At 43.9% G+C, this 16199-nt stretch carries 14 protein-coding genes and 1 riboswitch; all 14 genes read left to right on the plus strand.

Annotation, left to right across the window (positions count from 1 at the left end):
* The first annotated feature begins 13 nt into the window (after window positions 1-13).
* The 14 genes from era to murD all read left to right on the plus strand — a co-directional run bounded on the left by era (window position 14) and on the right by murD (window position 16128).
* Window positions 14-901, plus strand: a complete 888-nt coding sequence (era, locus tag RIB15_RS03025; protein WP_350200673.1) for a GTPase Era — start codon at window positions 14-16, stop codon at window positions 899-901.
* A 485-nt stretch (window positions 902-1386) separates the two neighbouring features.
* Window positions 1387-1519, plus strand: a riboswitch (SAM riboswitch).
* A gap of 277 nt (window positions 1520-1796) precedes the next feature.
* A complete protein-coding gene (locus RIB15_RS03030) occupies window positions 1797-2279 on the plus strand; it encodes a CoA-binding protein (protein ID WP_350200674.1) in 483 nt (160 codons plus the stop codon).
* A gap of 224 nt (window positions 2280-2503) precedes the next feature.
* On the plus strand, window positions 2504-3832 hold the full coding sequence (locus tag RIB15_RS03035; RefSeq protein ID WP_350200675.1) for an O-acetylhomoserine aminocarboxypropyltransferase/cysteine synthase family protein: 1329 nt from the start codon (window positions 2504-2506) through the stop codon (window positions 3830-3832).
* Between the two features lie 113 nt (window positions 3833-3945).
* Entirely contained in the window at window positions 3946-4485 is a 540-nt protein-coding gene (locus RIB15_RS03040; RefSeq protein ID WP_350200676.1) for an OsmC family protein, read from the plus strand.
* A 54-nt stretch (window positions 4486-4539) separates the two neighbouring features.
* Window positions 4540-5583 carry a homoserine O-acetyltransferase MetX gene (metX, locus tag RIB15_RS03045; protein ID WP_350200677.1) on the plus strand — a complete coding sequence of 348 codons (1044 nt, stop codon included), beginning with the start codon at window positions 4540-4542 and terminating at the stop codon, window positions 5581-5583.
* Window positions 5580-6686: a homoserine dehydrogenase family protein gene (locus tag RIB15_RS03050; protein WP_350200678.1), complete on the plus strand. Its 1107-nt coding sequence runs from the start codon at window positions 5580-5582 to the stop codon at window positions 6684-6686. Before metX ends, RIB15_RS03050 begins: the two co-directional genes overlap by 4 nt.
* A gap of 62 nt (window positions 6687-6748) precedes the next feature.
* Window positions 6749-7885: a DmpA family aminopeptidase gene (locus RIB15_RS03055; protein WP_350200679.1), complete on the plus strand. Its 1137-nt coding sequence runs from the start codon at window positions 6749-6751 to the stop codon at window positions 7883-7885.
* Window positions 7886-8199: 314 nt separating this feature from the next.
* Window positions 8200-8667 carry a division/cell wall cluster transcriptional repressor MraZ gene (mraZ, locus tag RIB15_RS03060; RefSeq protein WP_350200680.1) on the plus strand — a complete coding sequence of 156 codons (468 nt, stop codon included), beginning with the start codon at window positions 8200-8202 and terminating at the stop codon, window positions 8665-8667.
* Window positions 8642-9595, plus strand: a complete 954-nt coding sequence (gene rsmH / locus RIB15_RS03065) for a 16S rRNA (cytosine(1402)-N(4))-methyltransferase RsmH (RefSeq protein WP_502881334.1) — start codon at window positions 8642-8644, stop codon at window positions 9593-9595. The genes mraZ and rsmH overlap by 26 nt, the downstream gene beginning before the upstream one ends.
* Entirely contained in the window at window positions 9592-10002 is a 411-nt protein-coding gene (locus RIB15_RS03070; RefSeq protein WP_350200681.1) for a hypothetical protein, read from the plus strand. The genes rsmH and RIB15_RS03070 overlap by 4 nt, the downstream gene beginning before the upstream one ends.
* Before the next feature lie 5 nt (window positions 10003-10007).
* Complete coding sequence (locus tag RIB15_RS03075) at window positions 10008-12179, plus strand: penicillin-binding transpeptidase domain-containing protein (protein WP_350200682.1); 2172 nt, start codon at window positions 10008-10010, stop codon at window positions 12177-12179.
* Window positions 12180-13640, plus strand: coding sequence for a UDP-N-acetylmuramoyl-L-alanyl-D-glutamate--2,6-diaminopimelate ligase (locus RIB15_RS03080; protein ID WP_350200683.1), 1461 nt, complete (start codon window positions 12180-12182; stop codon window positions 13638-13640).
* Window positions 13640-14776 (plus strand): phospho-N-acetylmuramoyl-pentapeptide-transferase, encoded by a 1137-nt coding sequence (mraY, locus tag RIB15_RS03085; protein WP_290965968.1) that lies wholly within the window; start codon window positions 13640-13642, stop codon window positions 14774-14776. Before RIB15_RS03080 ends, mraY begins: the two co-directional genes overlap by 1 nt.
* Window positions 14773-16128 (plus strand): UDP-N-acetylmuramoyl-L-alanine--D-glutamate ligase, encoded by a 1356-nt coding sequence (murD, locus tag RIB15_RS03090; protein ID WP_350200684.1) that lies wholly within the window; start codon window positions 14773-14775, stop codon window positions 16126-16128. Before mraY ends, murD begins: the two co-directional genes overlap by 4 nt.
* Window positions 16129-16199 lie beyond the last annotated feature (71 nt).

The raw sequence follows: 16199 nt of genomic DNA on the forward strand, positions 1-16199 counted from the left end.
CAACCATAAGTATATGACAGAAGAAACCAAACCCCACAAATCCGGATATGTAGCCATCATTGGTAAGCCGAATGCAGGAAAGTCTACCTTGATGAATAACATTCTGGGTGCCAAGATTTCTATTACCACACATAAGGCTCAGACCACCAGACACCAGATTGTGGGAATTTTTTCAGATGAGAACTCCCAGATTGTTTTTCTTGATACACCGGGAGTCATTAGCCCAAAGTATGAGCTCCAAAAAGCCATGATGAAAACGGTGGAGCGAGCCCGTTCAGATGCCGATCTTATTTTGTTCATTCATGATCCTATGGATACTCATCCCCCTGATGATGTCGTGAATCTCATCAAGTCCATTAACAAGCCGATTTATTTGGTAGTAAATAAAATGGACGTAGCGAATCAGGATAAGGCTGAAAAATCTGTTGCTGAGTTGGAATCGAAAATGAAAATCCGATCTGTTCATTATACCTCAGCTACCATGGGAACCGGAGTGACTGAACTGATGGAAGAAATTAAAAAAGGATTATTGCCCGGACCTCCCTTCTACCCCAAAGAAGACCTGAGTGAACACCCTGTTCGTTTCTTTGTTTCTGAGCTCATTCGCGAGCAAATATTCCTGCAATTTCACCAGGAAATTCCGTATTCCTGCACAGTAGAAGTTGTTTCTTATGATGCGGAAGTCGACCTCGATCGTATCCATGCCGACATCATTGTTAACCAAAAATCACAAAAAGGCATGCTGATTGGGAAAGGTGGTTCTGCTATTAAGGAACTGGGAATTGAAGCCCGAAAGTCGATTGAAGAGTTTATTGGTAAGCAGGTGTATTTAGAGCTTCATGTGAAGGTCCGCGAAAAGTGGAGAGAGAAAGAAGGCTGGGTTCGAAACCTGGGATATTGATATGGAACACGGACGACGCGGATTGGCGTATTTTCATTAAATTGGCGTATTTTCATTAAATGGTTATCCTGATAAATTCTTATGCATTTCACACTCTCCTTAGCCCTTATTTAAGATTTAATTATCTAAAAAAATCGCTTTAAAGATTTTAGTTTATTTGAGATTGAAAAGATTTTTAAAGCTGCGTTAAGTTCAAAAAAGAATAACCATTTAAAATCTGTGCCAACCCGTAATATCAGTGTCATCCCTGTTCCATCAAAAAATAATTTGCGCCTTCCGTTATCTACCCTTAACATTAGGGCAATGAAATTAACTCAACAAAATATTATCAGCTCTTGTCCAATGATGTGTTGCATGTGTATGTGCATGACGCAGACATAAGGGCGATGATATAAAGAAAAGATTTTAGATAAGCCCTTTTGAATGCAACTCAGAAGGGCTTTTTTGTTGGATTAAGTTTCGTTCGTTCTTTTACAATAGTTGCATTCTCATTACGAAAGGTGGAGGGATCAGGTCCTTTGAAGCCTTGGCAACCGCGTCGCACATAATTTTGTTATGTGGGATGAAAGGTGCTACATCCTGTCTCCGGTCTGTAAAGATCCGGGGAAAAGATGAGTTCGAACAGATATTGGTTTTGATATTAAAAGCCTCTTTCGGATTCATCTCTGAAAGAGGCTTTTTTTGTTTTAATGAATTTTGATCCGCTTAGGGCTGTCATTGCGAGGAGCCCAAACGTTGAATTCAGACTTCGGAAATACAACGACGAAGCAATCTCCCTGAAAAGAGATTCCAAATAGTTCAGGGAGATCGCATCGTCGGAAAGAAAAGAAGCCATAATAAAACAAAGATACTCCTCGCGATGACAAATTGATTTAGATTTTTTGAATTAGATAACATGCGAAAAACATATAACGACTGGTATTTAAAAAAGATGAGGGCCGATAAAGAGCTCTCAAAAGAAACCGACGAGGTGGAAGAACTTCTGGATGAAGTCAAAACTATTGCCATGGTCGGAATTTCCAGAAACCGGCATCGCGATAGCCAGTATGTGGCCCGCTATCTAAAAGAAGCAGGATATCAAATTGTCCCTGTAAATCCCGGAGCCGATGAGATTCTGGGTGAAAAAAGCTATCCCGATTTGGCAAGTATCCCTTTCCCGGTAGATGTAGTTGATGTATTTCGCCGACCGGAGGATATCCCGGAAGTAGTTGATGAAGCACTTAAGATCAATCCAAAAGTAATCTGGCTACAACTGGGAACGGGCGATCATCCTGAAATACGCAAGAAAGTAGAAGAAAAAGGGATTCAATACGTCCAAAAACGATGTATCAAGGTCGATCATCAGTTTTTGATCCGACCTAAAAAAGAAACCAACTAATGGACTCTGTAACAAACATATCGTCATCACGAGGAGCTATGATTTTGAATTCCAGCTTTCTGTTTAACTACAAAGCAATCTCTCTGAATAAGTTTAGGATTTCGTTTCCAGGAGATTGCCACGAGATTTACTCCCGCTGGTCGTTGAATCTCTCTCAATGACGGACTTATATAAATTTCTAAAACAATAAACTCAACAACACTCACTCGAAAAACCAACTAACCATGAGTAACGAAAAAGAACAACGCGACTATAAGTTTGAAACCCTGCAACTTCACGCAGGACAGGAACCTGATCCGGCAACCGGATCAAGAGCTGTGCCTATTTATCAAACTACTTCTTTTAACTTTGATGACACAGAGCACGCAGCTAACCTTTTTGCCCTTCGTGAATTCGGCAATATTTATACCCGGATCATGAACCCAACCAATGATGTTTTCGAAAACAGGCTGGCTGCTCTTGAGGGCGGAACAGCTGCATTGGCTACAGCTTCCGGGCAGGCCGCACAGTTTTTGGCAATTACAAACCTTGCCCAAGCTGGCGATAATATCGTAGCTACTCAGAATCTCTACGGCGGAACGTACAATCAATTCAAAGTATCACTCCCCCGCTTAGGTATCGATGTACATTTTGCTGAAGAAGACACTGTAGAAGCTTTTGCTAAGCACATCGATGAAAATACCAAAGCCATTTATGTGGAATCCATCGGTAACCCACGTGGAAACGTGGCTGATTTTGAAGGATTGTCTGCCCTGGCCAAGGAAAACAATATCCCACTTGTAGTAGACAACACCTTTGGCGCTGGCGGAGCTCTCGTTCAACCGCTGAAGCACGGAGCCAATGTAGTAACGGCTTCTGCCACCAAGTGGATTGGCGGACATGGAACATCCATCGGAGGTGTAATTGTAGACGGGGGTAACTTCAATTGGGGCAATGGAAAATTTCCTGGCTTCAGTGAACCATCTCCTTCCTACCATGGTCTAAATTTCTGGGAAGTATTCGGCGAAGACGGTCCTTTTGGCAACATTGCTTTTGCCATCCGTGCACGGGTTGAAGGGCTTCGTGATTTTGGTCCGGCTCAATCCCCATTCAACAGCTTCCTGTTACTTCAGGGATTAGAAACTCTATCCCTGCGAGTTGAACGCCACAATGAAAATGCTATAAAACTGGCTAACTGGCTGAAAGATCACGAGGCAGTTGACTGGATTAATTTTACCGGCTTGCCTGAGCATGATTATCACGAGCGTGCGAAGAAATATCTTAAAGAAGGCCATTTCGGTTCTGTATTTACCTTTGGCGTGAAAGGCGGATATGATGCAGCGCGTGATTTCATTGAAAACGTACAACTATCCAGTCACCTGGCCAATGTAGGTGATGCCAAGACATTGGTTATTCATCCTGCCTCAACCACACACCAACAGCTCACAGAAAGTGAGCAGCAGGCAAGCGGCGTGAAAGGAGACCTGATTCGCGTATCAGTGGGAATCGAGCATATCGACGACATCGTCGAGGATTTCGAAAAGGCATTCGCAAAAATTAAAGTACCTGCCTAATCGTCCACTACTCAAAACAAAAAAGGGAGCGAGTTTAGGCCTCGCTCCCTCTACTTACAACCATTCACAGAAAGTCTGTGAACGATCACTCGAACTACTAAAATACACAACCAATGAGCACTGTAACAACCACAAAACCAGAAACTGAAAAAAAGCTGCATGATGCCATAACTGGTGTCATCAACGCTGTAAAAGAGGATGCCGGGAATGCAGCCGTCACTTTCTCTGTGAATTCTAAGCTTGAGCGCGGATTTCATTCCGAAATCAAAGCTCGCGATTTTGAATTTATATCGGATGAGCCGGAAAGCCTTGGAGGCGAGAATGAGGGACCCAATCCCGTTGAATATGTATTGGGAGCCTTAGCCGCTTGCCAGGAAATCGTGATTAAGGCCCATGCCGGTCAACTAGGTATCGACCTGAAATCGGTAAAAGTGGATGTATCCGGAGATTTGGACTTACATGGATTTTTCAATCTCTCCGATGCAAGGCCCGGATTCACCAATGTTCGTTATCAAACGTTTATTGAAACCGAAGAAAATGATCCGGTTAAGCTTCAAAAGCTGAAAGATCTTTCTATCGACAATTGCCCGGTATTGGATATAATTTCAAAACCGGTTCCTGTTTCTGGTGAGGTAACCTATATAAGTAATTAACCAAAAGGGACGGAATTCATATTCCGTCTCTTTCTTTTTTAATCATAAATTTGAATGGCGAAACCTGAAATACATACTTTTAAAACTTCATTTACCACTGAATCCGGAGTGGAATTGCATAATCCCAAAATTGCTTACCGAAGCTGGGGAACACTCAATGAAAACAAAGATAATGTGGTCTTTATTTGTCATGCTTTGACCGGAAACCCGGATGCTGATATTTGGTTTGGCGGTTTGATTGGATCTGATAAAACCATCAATCCAGACAAGCATTTCATTATTTGCACTAACATTCTGGGAAGTTGCTGTGGATCAACTGGCCCAACCAGCATCAACCCTGAAACCGGCAAAAACTGGCAGGCTGATTTTCCCGAAATCACCATCCGGGATATCGTGCGGTTTAACCAAAAACTGTTAAACGAACTTGAGATAAACGGTATTGAGTTGGTTGTGGGTGGCTCTCTGGGTGGAATGACAGCTCTTGAGTTTGCTATTATGGATAAACGCGTTCAATCTGCTGCCTTATTTGCAATGGGAAAAGCGCATTCTCCCTGGGCTATTGGAATCAGTCAGGCGCAACGGCTTGCTATCTATGCCGATAAAAACTGGAATGACGGATTTTATAAGCAGGAAAATCCACCCAAAAAAGGTCTTTCAGCTGCTCGGGCTATGGCCATGATCACCTACCGCACCCCCGAAAATTATGAGCAGAAATTTGGCAGGGAAATTCATCCCGAGAAAGATATTTACCAGGTAGAATCATACCTGAATTACCAGGGAGAAAAACTGGTCGATCGATTTGATGCGAACACCTACATCATCCTTTCTAAAGCAATGGATACACATGACATATCCAGAGGGCGGGGAAGTTTTGAAACCGTTTTAGGGAACTTGAATAAGCCCATATTAATTGTAGGATTTGCAAGTGACAAACTCTATCCAATCAATGAACAAAAGGAGCTGGCGAGACTGATTCCAAACAGTAAGCTTGCTGAACTTGAATCTCCCTATGGCCACGACGCCTTCCTGATCGAATTTGATCAGATAAATACTCAACTACACTCATTTTATCACTCACTCATCGAAGTAAAACCATGACACTTACACTAAAAAAATCGTCTATCGATTCTCATCAAGAATTGTCTATAAAAAGAAAGAAAATAAATCTCTTCATTGCCGGGATTGGTGCTGTCGGAGGCACTTTGACCAAGTTGGTTCATGAACTGGATCACTCCCTCTATGATCTAAACGTGATTGGAGTTTGCAACAGCAAGTTTACCCAATGGCATCCCGATATTGAAGAGATTCTCAAAGATACCCGTTTAACAGAAGGCGAAACTACCGACTGGAATGTGATTCCCGATGAGCTGGTAAATCGAAGTGAAGGCAACTTAATTTTTGTGGATGCCACCGGAAGTGAAGTTGTAGCTCATCAATATCAACACTTGCTAAATCATGGTGTGCACATAGCTACGCCAAGTAAGCGGGCTAATTCATTTGGTCAGGATTATTTTGATCACTTGATTAAAGCCAATAATACCGGCCGGGCTCAATACCGTTACGAAACAGCAGTCGGAGCCGGACTTCCGGTTATAAGTACTATCAAGACTTTACTAAACAGTGGTGATGAAATCACAAAAATTACCGGGGTAGCATCCGGAACCATGACCTTCCTGTTTACACAACTACAGAATGGAGTTCCATTCAGCGAAGCTGTAAAAAGCGCAAAAGAAGGCGGCTACTCTGAACCAGACCCTCGGGATGATCTCTCGGGAGAAGATGTGGCCCGCAAATTTCTGATTCTGGCCCGAACCAGCGGATACAAATTCGAACGAAATCAAATTAGAGTAGATACACTGGTTCCTGAGAAACTAATCTCACTTTCAACAGAAGAGTTTCTGAAGCACCTGCCAGAATTTGACGGCCACTGGAAAAGCCGAAATGCACAGGCCATGGTTAACAACCGAAAATTACGTTATGTGGGTAAGTTTACTCCTGAAGGTATCGAAGTTGGTATTGAGGAAGTAAAAGCTGACTCTCCCCTTGGCGGTTTGAAAGGAACCGATAATCTCATTCAGATTTATACTAAAAGGTATTCCACTTCTCCCATCATTGTGCAGGGACCTGGTGCCGGGCGAGATGTAACCGCCGCAGGTGTTTTGGGAGATATTATTGATATTGCGGGGATTATTTCAGCCTAATTCAATTTTGACTTACAAACAGAACTGACTTATTGTAAGCGAAACGATAAATCATTTCGCTTATGAAAACACTGATTGCATTCTCTGCTTTTATTTTAATTGCTAACATTTCTTACTCTCAGGAACGCCAACGGGCCCGTGATCTTGGTATCAAACCCGGGATTTTAGCGCCGGGACCGTTGAATGCAATCACAGATGTAGAAGATGTTCAGGTAGGTCATTCGACTGTTATTGAAGGAGAACATATCCGAACGGGGGTAACGATTATTATGCCTCATGGTGGAGACTTGTTCAAAAGCAGGGTTCCTGCTGCCGTTTATGTGGGCAATGGGTTCGGGAAGGCGTTAGGGTTTACACAAATCCGGGAATTAGGAGAAATAGAAACCCCAATCGGACTTACTAATACTTTAAGCATTCACACCGTAGCCAATGGAATCACTGATTATGTATTACGCCAGCCAGGGAATGAAAATGTACGATCGGTTAACCCCGTTGTAGGAGAGACCAATGATGGCTGGCTGAATGACATCCGTGCCCGTCATGTTACCATGGATCATGTTTTTAAAGCTATCGAAAGTGCAAAATCAGGAACCGTAGCGGAAGGGAGCGTTGGCGCCGGAACCGGAACTTCGGCTCTGGGATTTAAAGGTGGAATTGGGACTTCCTCCCGGCAACTTCCCAAAAAATTTGGAGGTTATACTGTCGGGGTTTTGGTTCAGTCCAATTTTGGAGGCGTGTTAACCATTAACGGAGCACCGGTTGGGGAGGAGCTTAAAAATCATTACATGGCCAGTGATATTCCTTATGATGTGGATGGTTCTATAATGATAATAGTGGCTACCGATGCTCCCCTCCTTTCCAGAAATTTAGAGCGACTGGCAAAAAGAGCATTGCTTGGAATTGCACGGGTAGGAGGATTTGCTTCCAATGGAAGTGGTGATTACGTAATCGCTTTTTCAACCAGTGAAGACGTACGTATCGACACAAGGAAAAACGGTTCAACCCAAACCTATACTGAACTTGAAAACGCTGCTACCACTCCTCTTTTTCTTGCTGCAGTTGAAGCTACCGAAGAAGCCATACTGAATTCCTTGTTCATGGCAACTACAGTTACCGGGAATCGCGGACATACTCAACAGGCTCTTCCTATTGCAGAGGTTTTAAAGGTTATGAAAAAATATAATTTGATTGAAAAATAGTCCTCTGTTTTAACTTGCTGAAAAAAGGCTCCCACTCTCTCCCACAACTGCTCTAAATCCTCGAATTTTCCGCACTAAACAACGACTGCTCCTATAGAATGCGGACCCAAATGGCATATATACAAGATATGTTCGGGATTCAAAAAACTTGCCTCAATACTTAAAAAACCCACTCGCGCACTGTTTTAACTTTATAAGGGAAAGCTCTTGACACAAAGTGGTACTTTGGGGTACATTGTGGGGTGAAGTGGGAGATAGTGGGGACTGCTCTCCTTTTGATCTAATTTAAGCAATCTAAAACACGCAGGGATATCGTGCCAAGTTTTAAAGGACAATACGAGCATAGTATAGATGCCAAAGGCCGCGTAGCCTTCCCTGCCAAGTTACGCAAATCATTAAGCCCCGCCGCACAAGAACGCTTCACTATTGTACGCGGACAGGAACCTTGTCTTTATTTATATCCCGAAGATGAGTGGTCGAATGTAGAAGAGAAACTATCTCGTATTAATAATTTCACAAAAAAAGGCCGTCTGGCTAAACGAAACTTCCTGCGCTACGCTGAAGATGTGTCCCTTGATAAGCAAAACCGGATAGCCCTGCCCTCTGACCTCACTGAATATGCAGAGATTAACGGAAAAGCCGTATTCCTTGGAATGGGCGAGTATATAGAGGTATGGGATCCTGAGAAATTGGCCGAAGCTGATGAAGCACTCGACGACGGTGCCTTCGAAGAGATTTTTGAACAAGTGATGGGAGATGAACCGGAAACCGATGGTGCTTGAGATGACGACATATCACCAACATATTCCGGTTTTACTAAATGAATCGGTAGAAGGACTTATCACCGATAAGGATGGCCTGTATATAGATGGTACGCTTGGAGGCGGTGGCCATTCCAAAGAAATTTTAAAACACCTTGGTGAAAACGGACGGCTATACGGCATCGACCAGGACGATGAGGCGCTTGAAGCTGCCTCATCCAATATTGGCGATGACTCCCGTTTTTCCCCCATAAAAGGCAATTTTGGCTACCTGTCAACACTTCTACCTCCCCAAATCCACGGACAGGTAGCCGGAATCCTTTTGGATTTAGGAGTTTCAACCCACCAGATTAAAGAAGCGGAACGGGGATTCAGCTTCCAGGAAGACGGCCCGCTCGATATGAGAATGGGAAATCTTTCCGGAGTATCCGCTTACCAAGTGGTAAATGAATATGAATACGAAAAGCTGCGCGATGTCATCTTCCATTATGGAGAAGAGAAACAAAGCCGACAGATAGCCAAAGCCATTATTGAAAACCGGCCTGTAGAAACTACCGGTGAACTTCAAAAAGTGGTTTCATCAGTAGTTAATAAACGATTTGAAGTAAAATCACTGGCCCGTGTATTCCAGGGTATCCGCATTGAAGTGAACCGTGAATTGGATATGCTTAAGCGAGTGATGGAAGAATCGCTGGAAGTTTTGAAGCCCGGCGGGCGCATTGTAGCTATTTCGTACCACTCTCTCGAAGACCGTATTGTTAAACGCTTTTTCAAAGCCGGTAACTTCGAAGGTAAAGTGGAAAAAGACTTTTATGGAAACCCGATATCCCCCATAAAGCCTGTCAACAAGCAGGTTATTACCCCCAATAAAGAAGAGGTTTCTGTAAACCCGGCCTCCCGAAGCGCTAAACTTCGGATAGCCGAGAAGATAGAAGGAGGCGACTCATGATCGTGCAATCCCCACTTAAAAAGCATGACATCCGTCCCAACCTTCGTAAAGTATCTCTGCCCGACAACAAATCTTCCTCCCCAAAACAACGTCGGACAAAGCATACTGCAAAAGCGAACTCTAAAATTGGCCTCCCAAAGGTCAAACCCTGGAAGGTGATTGTAGGAAGTATCATCATCGGGGCATTGGGTTTGCTATATCTTACCCATGTATTCTCAACCCAGCGCCTGTTAGATGAAGTTCAGACGCTGGAGGCGGAATACAATCGGGCACGGGCTCAATATGACGAGCTCAAACTTCGCTACGACCGCATGATCGGTCCGGCTGAGATTTACCGCAAAGCCGAAGAACAAGGTTTCGTAAACGGCGGCCCGGCAGATAAAGTCATCATCATAAAAGAGGATTAGTACTGATGGATGAACGCACTGCCATATTGAGCCGAATGTTTATCGTTCTTGGGTTGATACTCCTGATTCCATGCGCTTTAGGGTTTCAGCTGATTCGCATCAATTATTTTGAAGGCGAAGAACTACGGAGCCTTTGGAGCAAACAAGCTGTTGATCAGATCCCGATTCCTGCACAACGTGGTAATATATATGATGCCAATGGAACCCTGCTGGCTACTAATGCCGTGGACTATAAACTCGCTTTTGATCCAAAAGTAACCGTTAATGGAAAGCCAGGGGTACCCAAAGAGCAGGTTGATCAACTCATTATGAAGTTATCTGCTTTAACTAATAAAGGCGCATCTTATTACAGGACCAAGATAAACTCAGCTCCGGCACGATCAAGATACATTGTATTGGAAACTAATTTGTCTGTACTGGCAAAAGACCAGATTAAAGCACTTGATCTGGATGGTGTCATCCTTGAAGAAAATTATCGCCGAAAGTACACTTTTGGAACGCTTGCCGCTCATACTTTAGGATTTGTAAACCATGAAACCAATGGCCGGATTGGGCTGGAAGCTTATTATAATGAAGAGCTCAAGGGAGAAGATGGAGTCCGTCAGGTCCGCAGAGATCCATTTAACCGGATTTTCGAATACGTGGGTGCGCCAAAAAAATTACCACGCAACGGATATTCACTTCATACTACTATTGATGCCTATATACAAGCCATCCTGGAAGACGAACTGCAGGCTGGTGTAGAAAAGCATCTGGCTAATTATGGGACTGGCATTATCATCGATCCCAGAACAGGAGCCATCAAAGCCCTGGCTAATTATCCTACTTTCGACCCCAATTACCCCGGAAGCAACGATGAAGAAAACCGTCGGAATTTCGCTATTTCTGACATGATCGAGCCGGGTTCTACCTTCAAGCTGGTAACCGCAATTGCTGCAGTAGAACAAGACGTTGTTAATTTTAAAGAAGTTTTCGACACCCCAGATGATGGAGAAATGGTTATCCATGATTTGGTTTTACGCGATCATGATCCATTGGGCGACCTGACTTTCCAGGAAGTTATTCAAAAATCATCCAATGTAGCTACCGCTGAAATCGCTATGCGGATGAACAAGGAAGTATTTTACCAGTATGCCCGGAATATGGGTTTTGGCTCCAGTACTAATGTAGATCTAATCGGTGAAGTGGAAGGAAGACTCGCCAAACCTTACGAATGGAGTTTAGTGACGCTTCCGTGGATGTCACACGGCTATGAGATTCAAACAACTCCTTTACAGATTGCTCAGGCTTACGCTGCTTTTGCAAATAATGGAAAAATGATGCGTCCATATTTGGTTGAACGAATTGAAGACAAGAATGGAGAAGTTGTATCTCAACATGAACCGGTTGAAATCAGGCGTATTGCTAAAAAATCTACTTTAGATAAACTGTATCCCATATTTGAAAGTGTAGTCACAGATTCAGGAACCGGAGATCTGGCACAGGTAACCGGACTTCGCATAGCTGGTAAAACAGGAACTGCCAAAAAAGTTGTGAATGGCCGGTATACCAATAATTACCGTGGATCCTTCGTGGGCTTTTTCCCGGTAGAAAATCCACAATATGTTTGCCTGATTCTGTTAGATGAGCCGAAAACAAGTGGCTATGGTGGGTTTACTGCAGCTCCGATTTTTCAAAATGTTGCTAAACGCATTGCCGGACTTGATAGTGACATTCAACAAAACATGAAAGCCAGCGAAGAGGAAACAACTCAATTTGTACAGGTGCCATTCCTTAAAGGACTCAATAAAAACCAGGCTACTCAATTACTGGCAGACCTGAACATCCCTTATGAAGTTTCCGGTAAATCAGGATACATCACTAAGCAAACCCCTGAAGCCGGAACCGAAATCAATATCGGACAGGAAATTTCTCTTACGCTGTCGGAAACTTATGCCGCTTCTGATAGTGCAAAAGTTAAAGATGGATATGCTGAGATTCCCGACCTGATTGGCATGAACATGCGCCAGGCTACTAACCTACTTACAGAGCGTGGACTCGAAACCGAGATCATTGGCTCAGGAACCGTATTTGCTCAGTATCCTAAAAAGGGAGAACACCTTAGAAAAGGATATAGCGTTACGATTCGCGGTAAAGCGAAATCACTGGAATTGCTCACTCAAACCGAAAAGCGATAATTGACGATAGATAAACTCATAGAAATTTGTAACCCGCTGCACGTCACAAACAAAGATTTTGATGGTGAGATAACTACGTTCGCCATCGATTCCCGTGAGGTGCAGGAAGGTTCGGTCTTTATCGCTATCCGTGGCACCCAGGTTGACGGACATATGTTTTTGGAAGATGCTATTGGCCGTGGAGCCAAAGTCATCATCTGTGAGGAATCCTACTACACTGAAGAAGATGTATGTGTTATTGAAGTTGAAAACACTCAGAAACTAGCCGGACCTATTGCCCAGGCTTTTGCCGGTAACCCGGGCGAACAGCTTAGAGTTATAGGTATAACCGGAACCAATGGAAAAACAACCACAGCCACATTGGTTTATCAGGTATTATGCGCCTGCGGAGAAAAAACATCCCTGTTGGGAACGGTTAGCAAGCGAATTTTAGAAGAGGTTTTTGACAGTAAGCTAACTACTTCCGACCCGATTGAACTGGCTAACGATATGAAAACCATGGTAGAGGCCGGTTCAGAATACTTAGTGATGGAAGTTTCCTCACATGCCCTGCACCAGGATCGGGTAGCCGGTTTTGAATTTGATGTGGCAGCCTTCACAAACCTGAGTCAGGATCATCTCGACTATCATGAAACTCTGGATGAATACGCCAAGGCCAAGAAAATTTTATTCGATCACCTCCCTGAATCATCAACAGCTGTTGTAAATACAGATGATGTGCAGGGAAACTTCATGCTAAAAGACTGTAAAGCACAGAAATCGCTGCTTAGTTTTAAGAATGATACCTCTCACATCCTCAAGAATTCTCCTGATGGCATCACCATTGTGGTTAATGGAGAAAAAATTGAAAGCCCATTAATGGGAACTTTCAACGCCTATAATGTGGGAGAAGCATTTTTGATCTGCAAAGCACTTGGGTTGGATGCTAAAGAAGTTATTAAAGCTTTGAGTGACGCCAAAGGTGCTGCCGGGCGCATGGAACCGGTAACCATTGACGGAGAGAACCTTCCGGTTGTAATTGTAGACTATGCCCATACGCCGGATGCTTTAGAAAATGTTTGCTCTACCCTTTCTTCTGTGAAAGAAGCTAACCAAACACTTACCGTTATTTTTGGTGCCGGCGGAGACCGTGATTCAAGCAAACGTCCTAAAATGGCTCAAGCTGCAGCCGAATTTGCTGACAAAATTATTGTAACGAGTGACAATCCCCGAACGGAAAACCCAGATTTAATCATCGCAGATATACTGGACGGATTTGAAGTGCTTGATAACGTGAAAAGCATCACTGACCGAAAAGAGGCTATTCAAAAAGCTATTGAAGATGCTTCCGGAAATGAAATCATTCTGATTGCCGGTAAAGGCCATGAGGATTATCAGGAAGTAAATGGCCAACGTCTTCACTTTGATGACCGGGAAATTGCCCGTGAGTTTCTAACCGCTAAAGCGAAGGGAGGAAACTGATGCTGCACGAACTTTTCACCTGGCTTGATGCTACTTATGATGTACCCGGTACCGGAGCCGTGGCTTTCATCTCAACCCGAACAGCCTTGGCAGCGGTAACCTCCCTGTTGATTAGCCTGTTTGTTGGTAAGAAAATCATCCACTGGTTAAGTAAACTACAGCTGCGGGAAGTGATTCGGGACGACATTGGACTGGACAGCCACCTTGCAAAAGGCGAAACCCCAACCATGGGTGGTGTAATCATCATTCTTGCAATCGTAATCCCTGCCCTCCTGTGGATGAAAATGGAAAGCATCTACAGCTGGCTGATCGTATTCGTGGTTCTGGCCCTGGGAATCGTTGGGTTTATAGACGACTACATTAAAGTCGTCAAGAAAGATAAAAGCGGATTGGCTGGTTGGTTCAAAATTGCCGGGCAAGTAATTGTTGGCTTGGTGGTGGGTGCCGTACTATACTTCCATCCTGATTTTGAGACCTTTAATTCACTATCTACGGTCCCCTTTCTGAAGAACGTAAACATCGATTATGCCTATTTCGGTGAAACCTTAGGCTGGATGATTTATCTCGGGGTAGCTGTTTTTGTGATTACAGCCGTAAGTAACGCAACCAATTTAACCGACGGACTTGACGGACTTGCCGCCGGAACATCCGCCATTTGTGGAATTGTATTCGCCATTTTTGCTTACGTGTCCGGCCGGGTTGACTTCTCCGGATTCCTAGACATTATGTACCTGCCGGGAGCCGGTGAGCTCACCATTTTTGCTGCTTCGCTGATTGGAGCCTGTATAGGTTTTCTGTGGTATAACACGAATCCGGCTTCTGTTTTTATGGGCGACACTGGCTCACTTGCCCTTGGAGGCGCCTTTGGAGCTGTTGCCCTGATGCTTCACAAAGAATTATTACTCCCATTCATTTGCGGCATCTTTTTTATTGAAACGCTTTCGGTGATCATTCAAACAACCTGGTTCAAATACACAAAAAGAAAATATGGGGAAGGCCGGCGGGTCTTCTTAATGACTCCCATCCATCACCATTATGAGAAGAAAGGATGGCCTGAACAGAAAATAGTGGTTCGGTTCTGGATTATCACCGTTTTACTGGGAATTCTAAGCTTGTTAACGCTCAAAATCCGATGAGAGAAGTTAAAGACCAACATATCGTTGTGATTGGCGCTGCCCGAAGTGGTATTGCCTCTGCTCTACTCCTTCATAAAAAAGGGGCGGATATTTTTGTGTCTGATTACGGGAAGATTTCCGATGAAGCCAAAAAGAAATTGTCAGCATCAGGTATTCCTTTTGAGGAAAACGGACACACTGAAAAAGCCAGACAAGCTGATTTTGTGGTAGTCAGTCCGGGAGTACCAACTGAAGCCCCTATCATTCAGTATTACCTGAATAAAGGGAAGAAAGTGTATTCCGAAATAGAAGCGGCAAGCTGGTTTACCGATCAGAATGTTATTGCTGTTACCGGGAGCAATGGAAAAACAACCGTTGCAAACTGGCTGGATCATGTTTGGGAAACCGCAAAACGTGAACATGCACTAGCCGGAAATATCGGCGTGGCCTTTTCCGATGTGATTGACAAGAATCAGGGCGACTTCCTGCTCGAAATCAGCAGTTTTCAACTGGATCATATCAAAGACTTTAAACCGGCGGTGAGTATGATTCTGAACATTACTCCCGACCACCTGAATCGCTATCAGTATAGTCTTGAAGCCTATGCTGCAGCAAAATTCAGAATTACAGAAAATCAGACGGCGGATGACCGGTTCATCTTTAATTATGATGACCCCATCATCCAAAAACATGTTGAACAGCTAAAGCAAAAGCAATCGGCTCCACAACTTTGGGCTTTCTCGAATGAGAAGGAAGTACCGGAAGGAGCTTTTGTTCGCGACAATCATATCATCTTCAAATTCAACAATAAAGAAGAACCCCTTATGTCAGTAGAAGAAATAGGACTACGTGGCAAGCACAACCTGAGTAATGGACTTGCCACCGCATTGGCAGCCCGTGCGGCTGAAATTAAAAATGAAGCGATTCGCGAGAGCCTGAAAAGCTTCACCGGTGTTGAACATCGCCTGGAGATGGCTCGCGAAGTGGAAGGCGTGAAATACATTAACGACAGTAAAGCCACCAATGTGAATGCGGTTTGGTTTGCCTTAGACAGCTTCCATGTTCCGGTTACTCTGATACTTGGTGGTCGCGACAAAGGAAATGACTATAGCGAGCTGGAAGCACAAATTCGCGAGAAAGTTCACACCATTATCGCCATAGGTGAATCCAAAGACCGGGTGGAAGAACAACTCGGGAAAGTAGCACCCAACTTTGTTCGGGTTGAAACCATGGGCGGTGCTGTAAGAGCTGCAAAGAAAGTAGCCAAACGGGGTGAAGTCGTTCTTCTAAGCCCGGCCTGCGCCTCTTTTGACATGTTTGACAGCTACGAGCACCGCGGTAAAATTTTCAAAGAAGAAGTAAACAAACTTTAAATACCAAGCTCCAAATTTCAATGACCAAAATGCTATCACATATGTTACCAATACCCGTCATTGCGAGGAGT

The organism is Gracilimonas sp. (assembly GCF_040218225.1).
In the GTDB taxonomy this organism is placed as follows: domain Bacteria; phylum Bacteroidota; class Rhodothermia; order Balneolales; family Balneolaceae; genus Gracilimonas.

Coding starts and splice junctions, on each gene's coding strand:
- era (WP_350200673.1), top strand. CDS start 14: ATGACAGAAGAAACCAAACCCCACAAATCCGGATATGTAGCCATCATT.
- RIB15_RS03030 (WP_350200674.1), top strand. CDS start 1,797: ATGCGAAAAACATATAACGACTGGTATTTAAAAAAGATGAGGGCCGAT.
- RIB15_RS03035 (WP_350200675.1), top strand. CDS start 2,504: ATGAGTAACGAAAAAGAACAACGCGACTATAAGTTTGAAACCCTGCAA.
- RIB15_RS03040 (WP_350200676.1), top strand. CDS start 3,946: ATGAGCACTGTAACAACCACAAAACCAGAAACTGAAAAAAAGCTGCAT.
- metX (WP_350200677.1), top strand. CDS start 4,540: ATGGCGAAACCTGAAATACATACTTTTAAAACTTCATTTACCACTGAA.
- RIB15_RS03050 (WP_350200678.1), top strand. CDS start 5,580: ATGACACTTACACTAAAAAAATCGTCTATCGATTCTCATCAAGAATTG.
- RIB15_RS03055 (WP_350200679.1), top strand. CDS start 6,749: ATGAAAACACTGATTGCATTCTCTGCTTTTATTTTAATTGCTAACATT.
- rsmH (WP_502881334.1), top strand. CDS start 8,642: ATGAACCGGAAACCGATGGTGCTTGAGATGACGACATATCACCAACAT.
- RIB15_RS03070 (WP_350200681.1), top strand. CDS start 9,592: ATGATCGTGCAATCCCCACTTAAAAAGCATGACATCCGTCCCAACCTT.
- RIB15_RS03075 (WP_350200682.1), top strand. CDS start 10,008: ATGGATGAACGCACTGCCATATTGAGCCGAATGTTTATCGTTCTTGGG.
- mraY (WP_290965968.1), top strand. CDS start 13,640: ATGCTGCACGAACTTTTCACCTGGCTTGATGCTACTTATGATGTACCC.
- murD (WP_350200684.1), top strand. CDS start 14,773: ATGAGAGAAGTTAAAGACCAACATATCGTTGTGATTGGCGCTGCCCGA.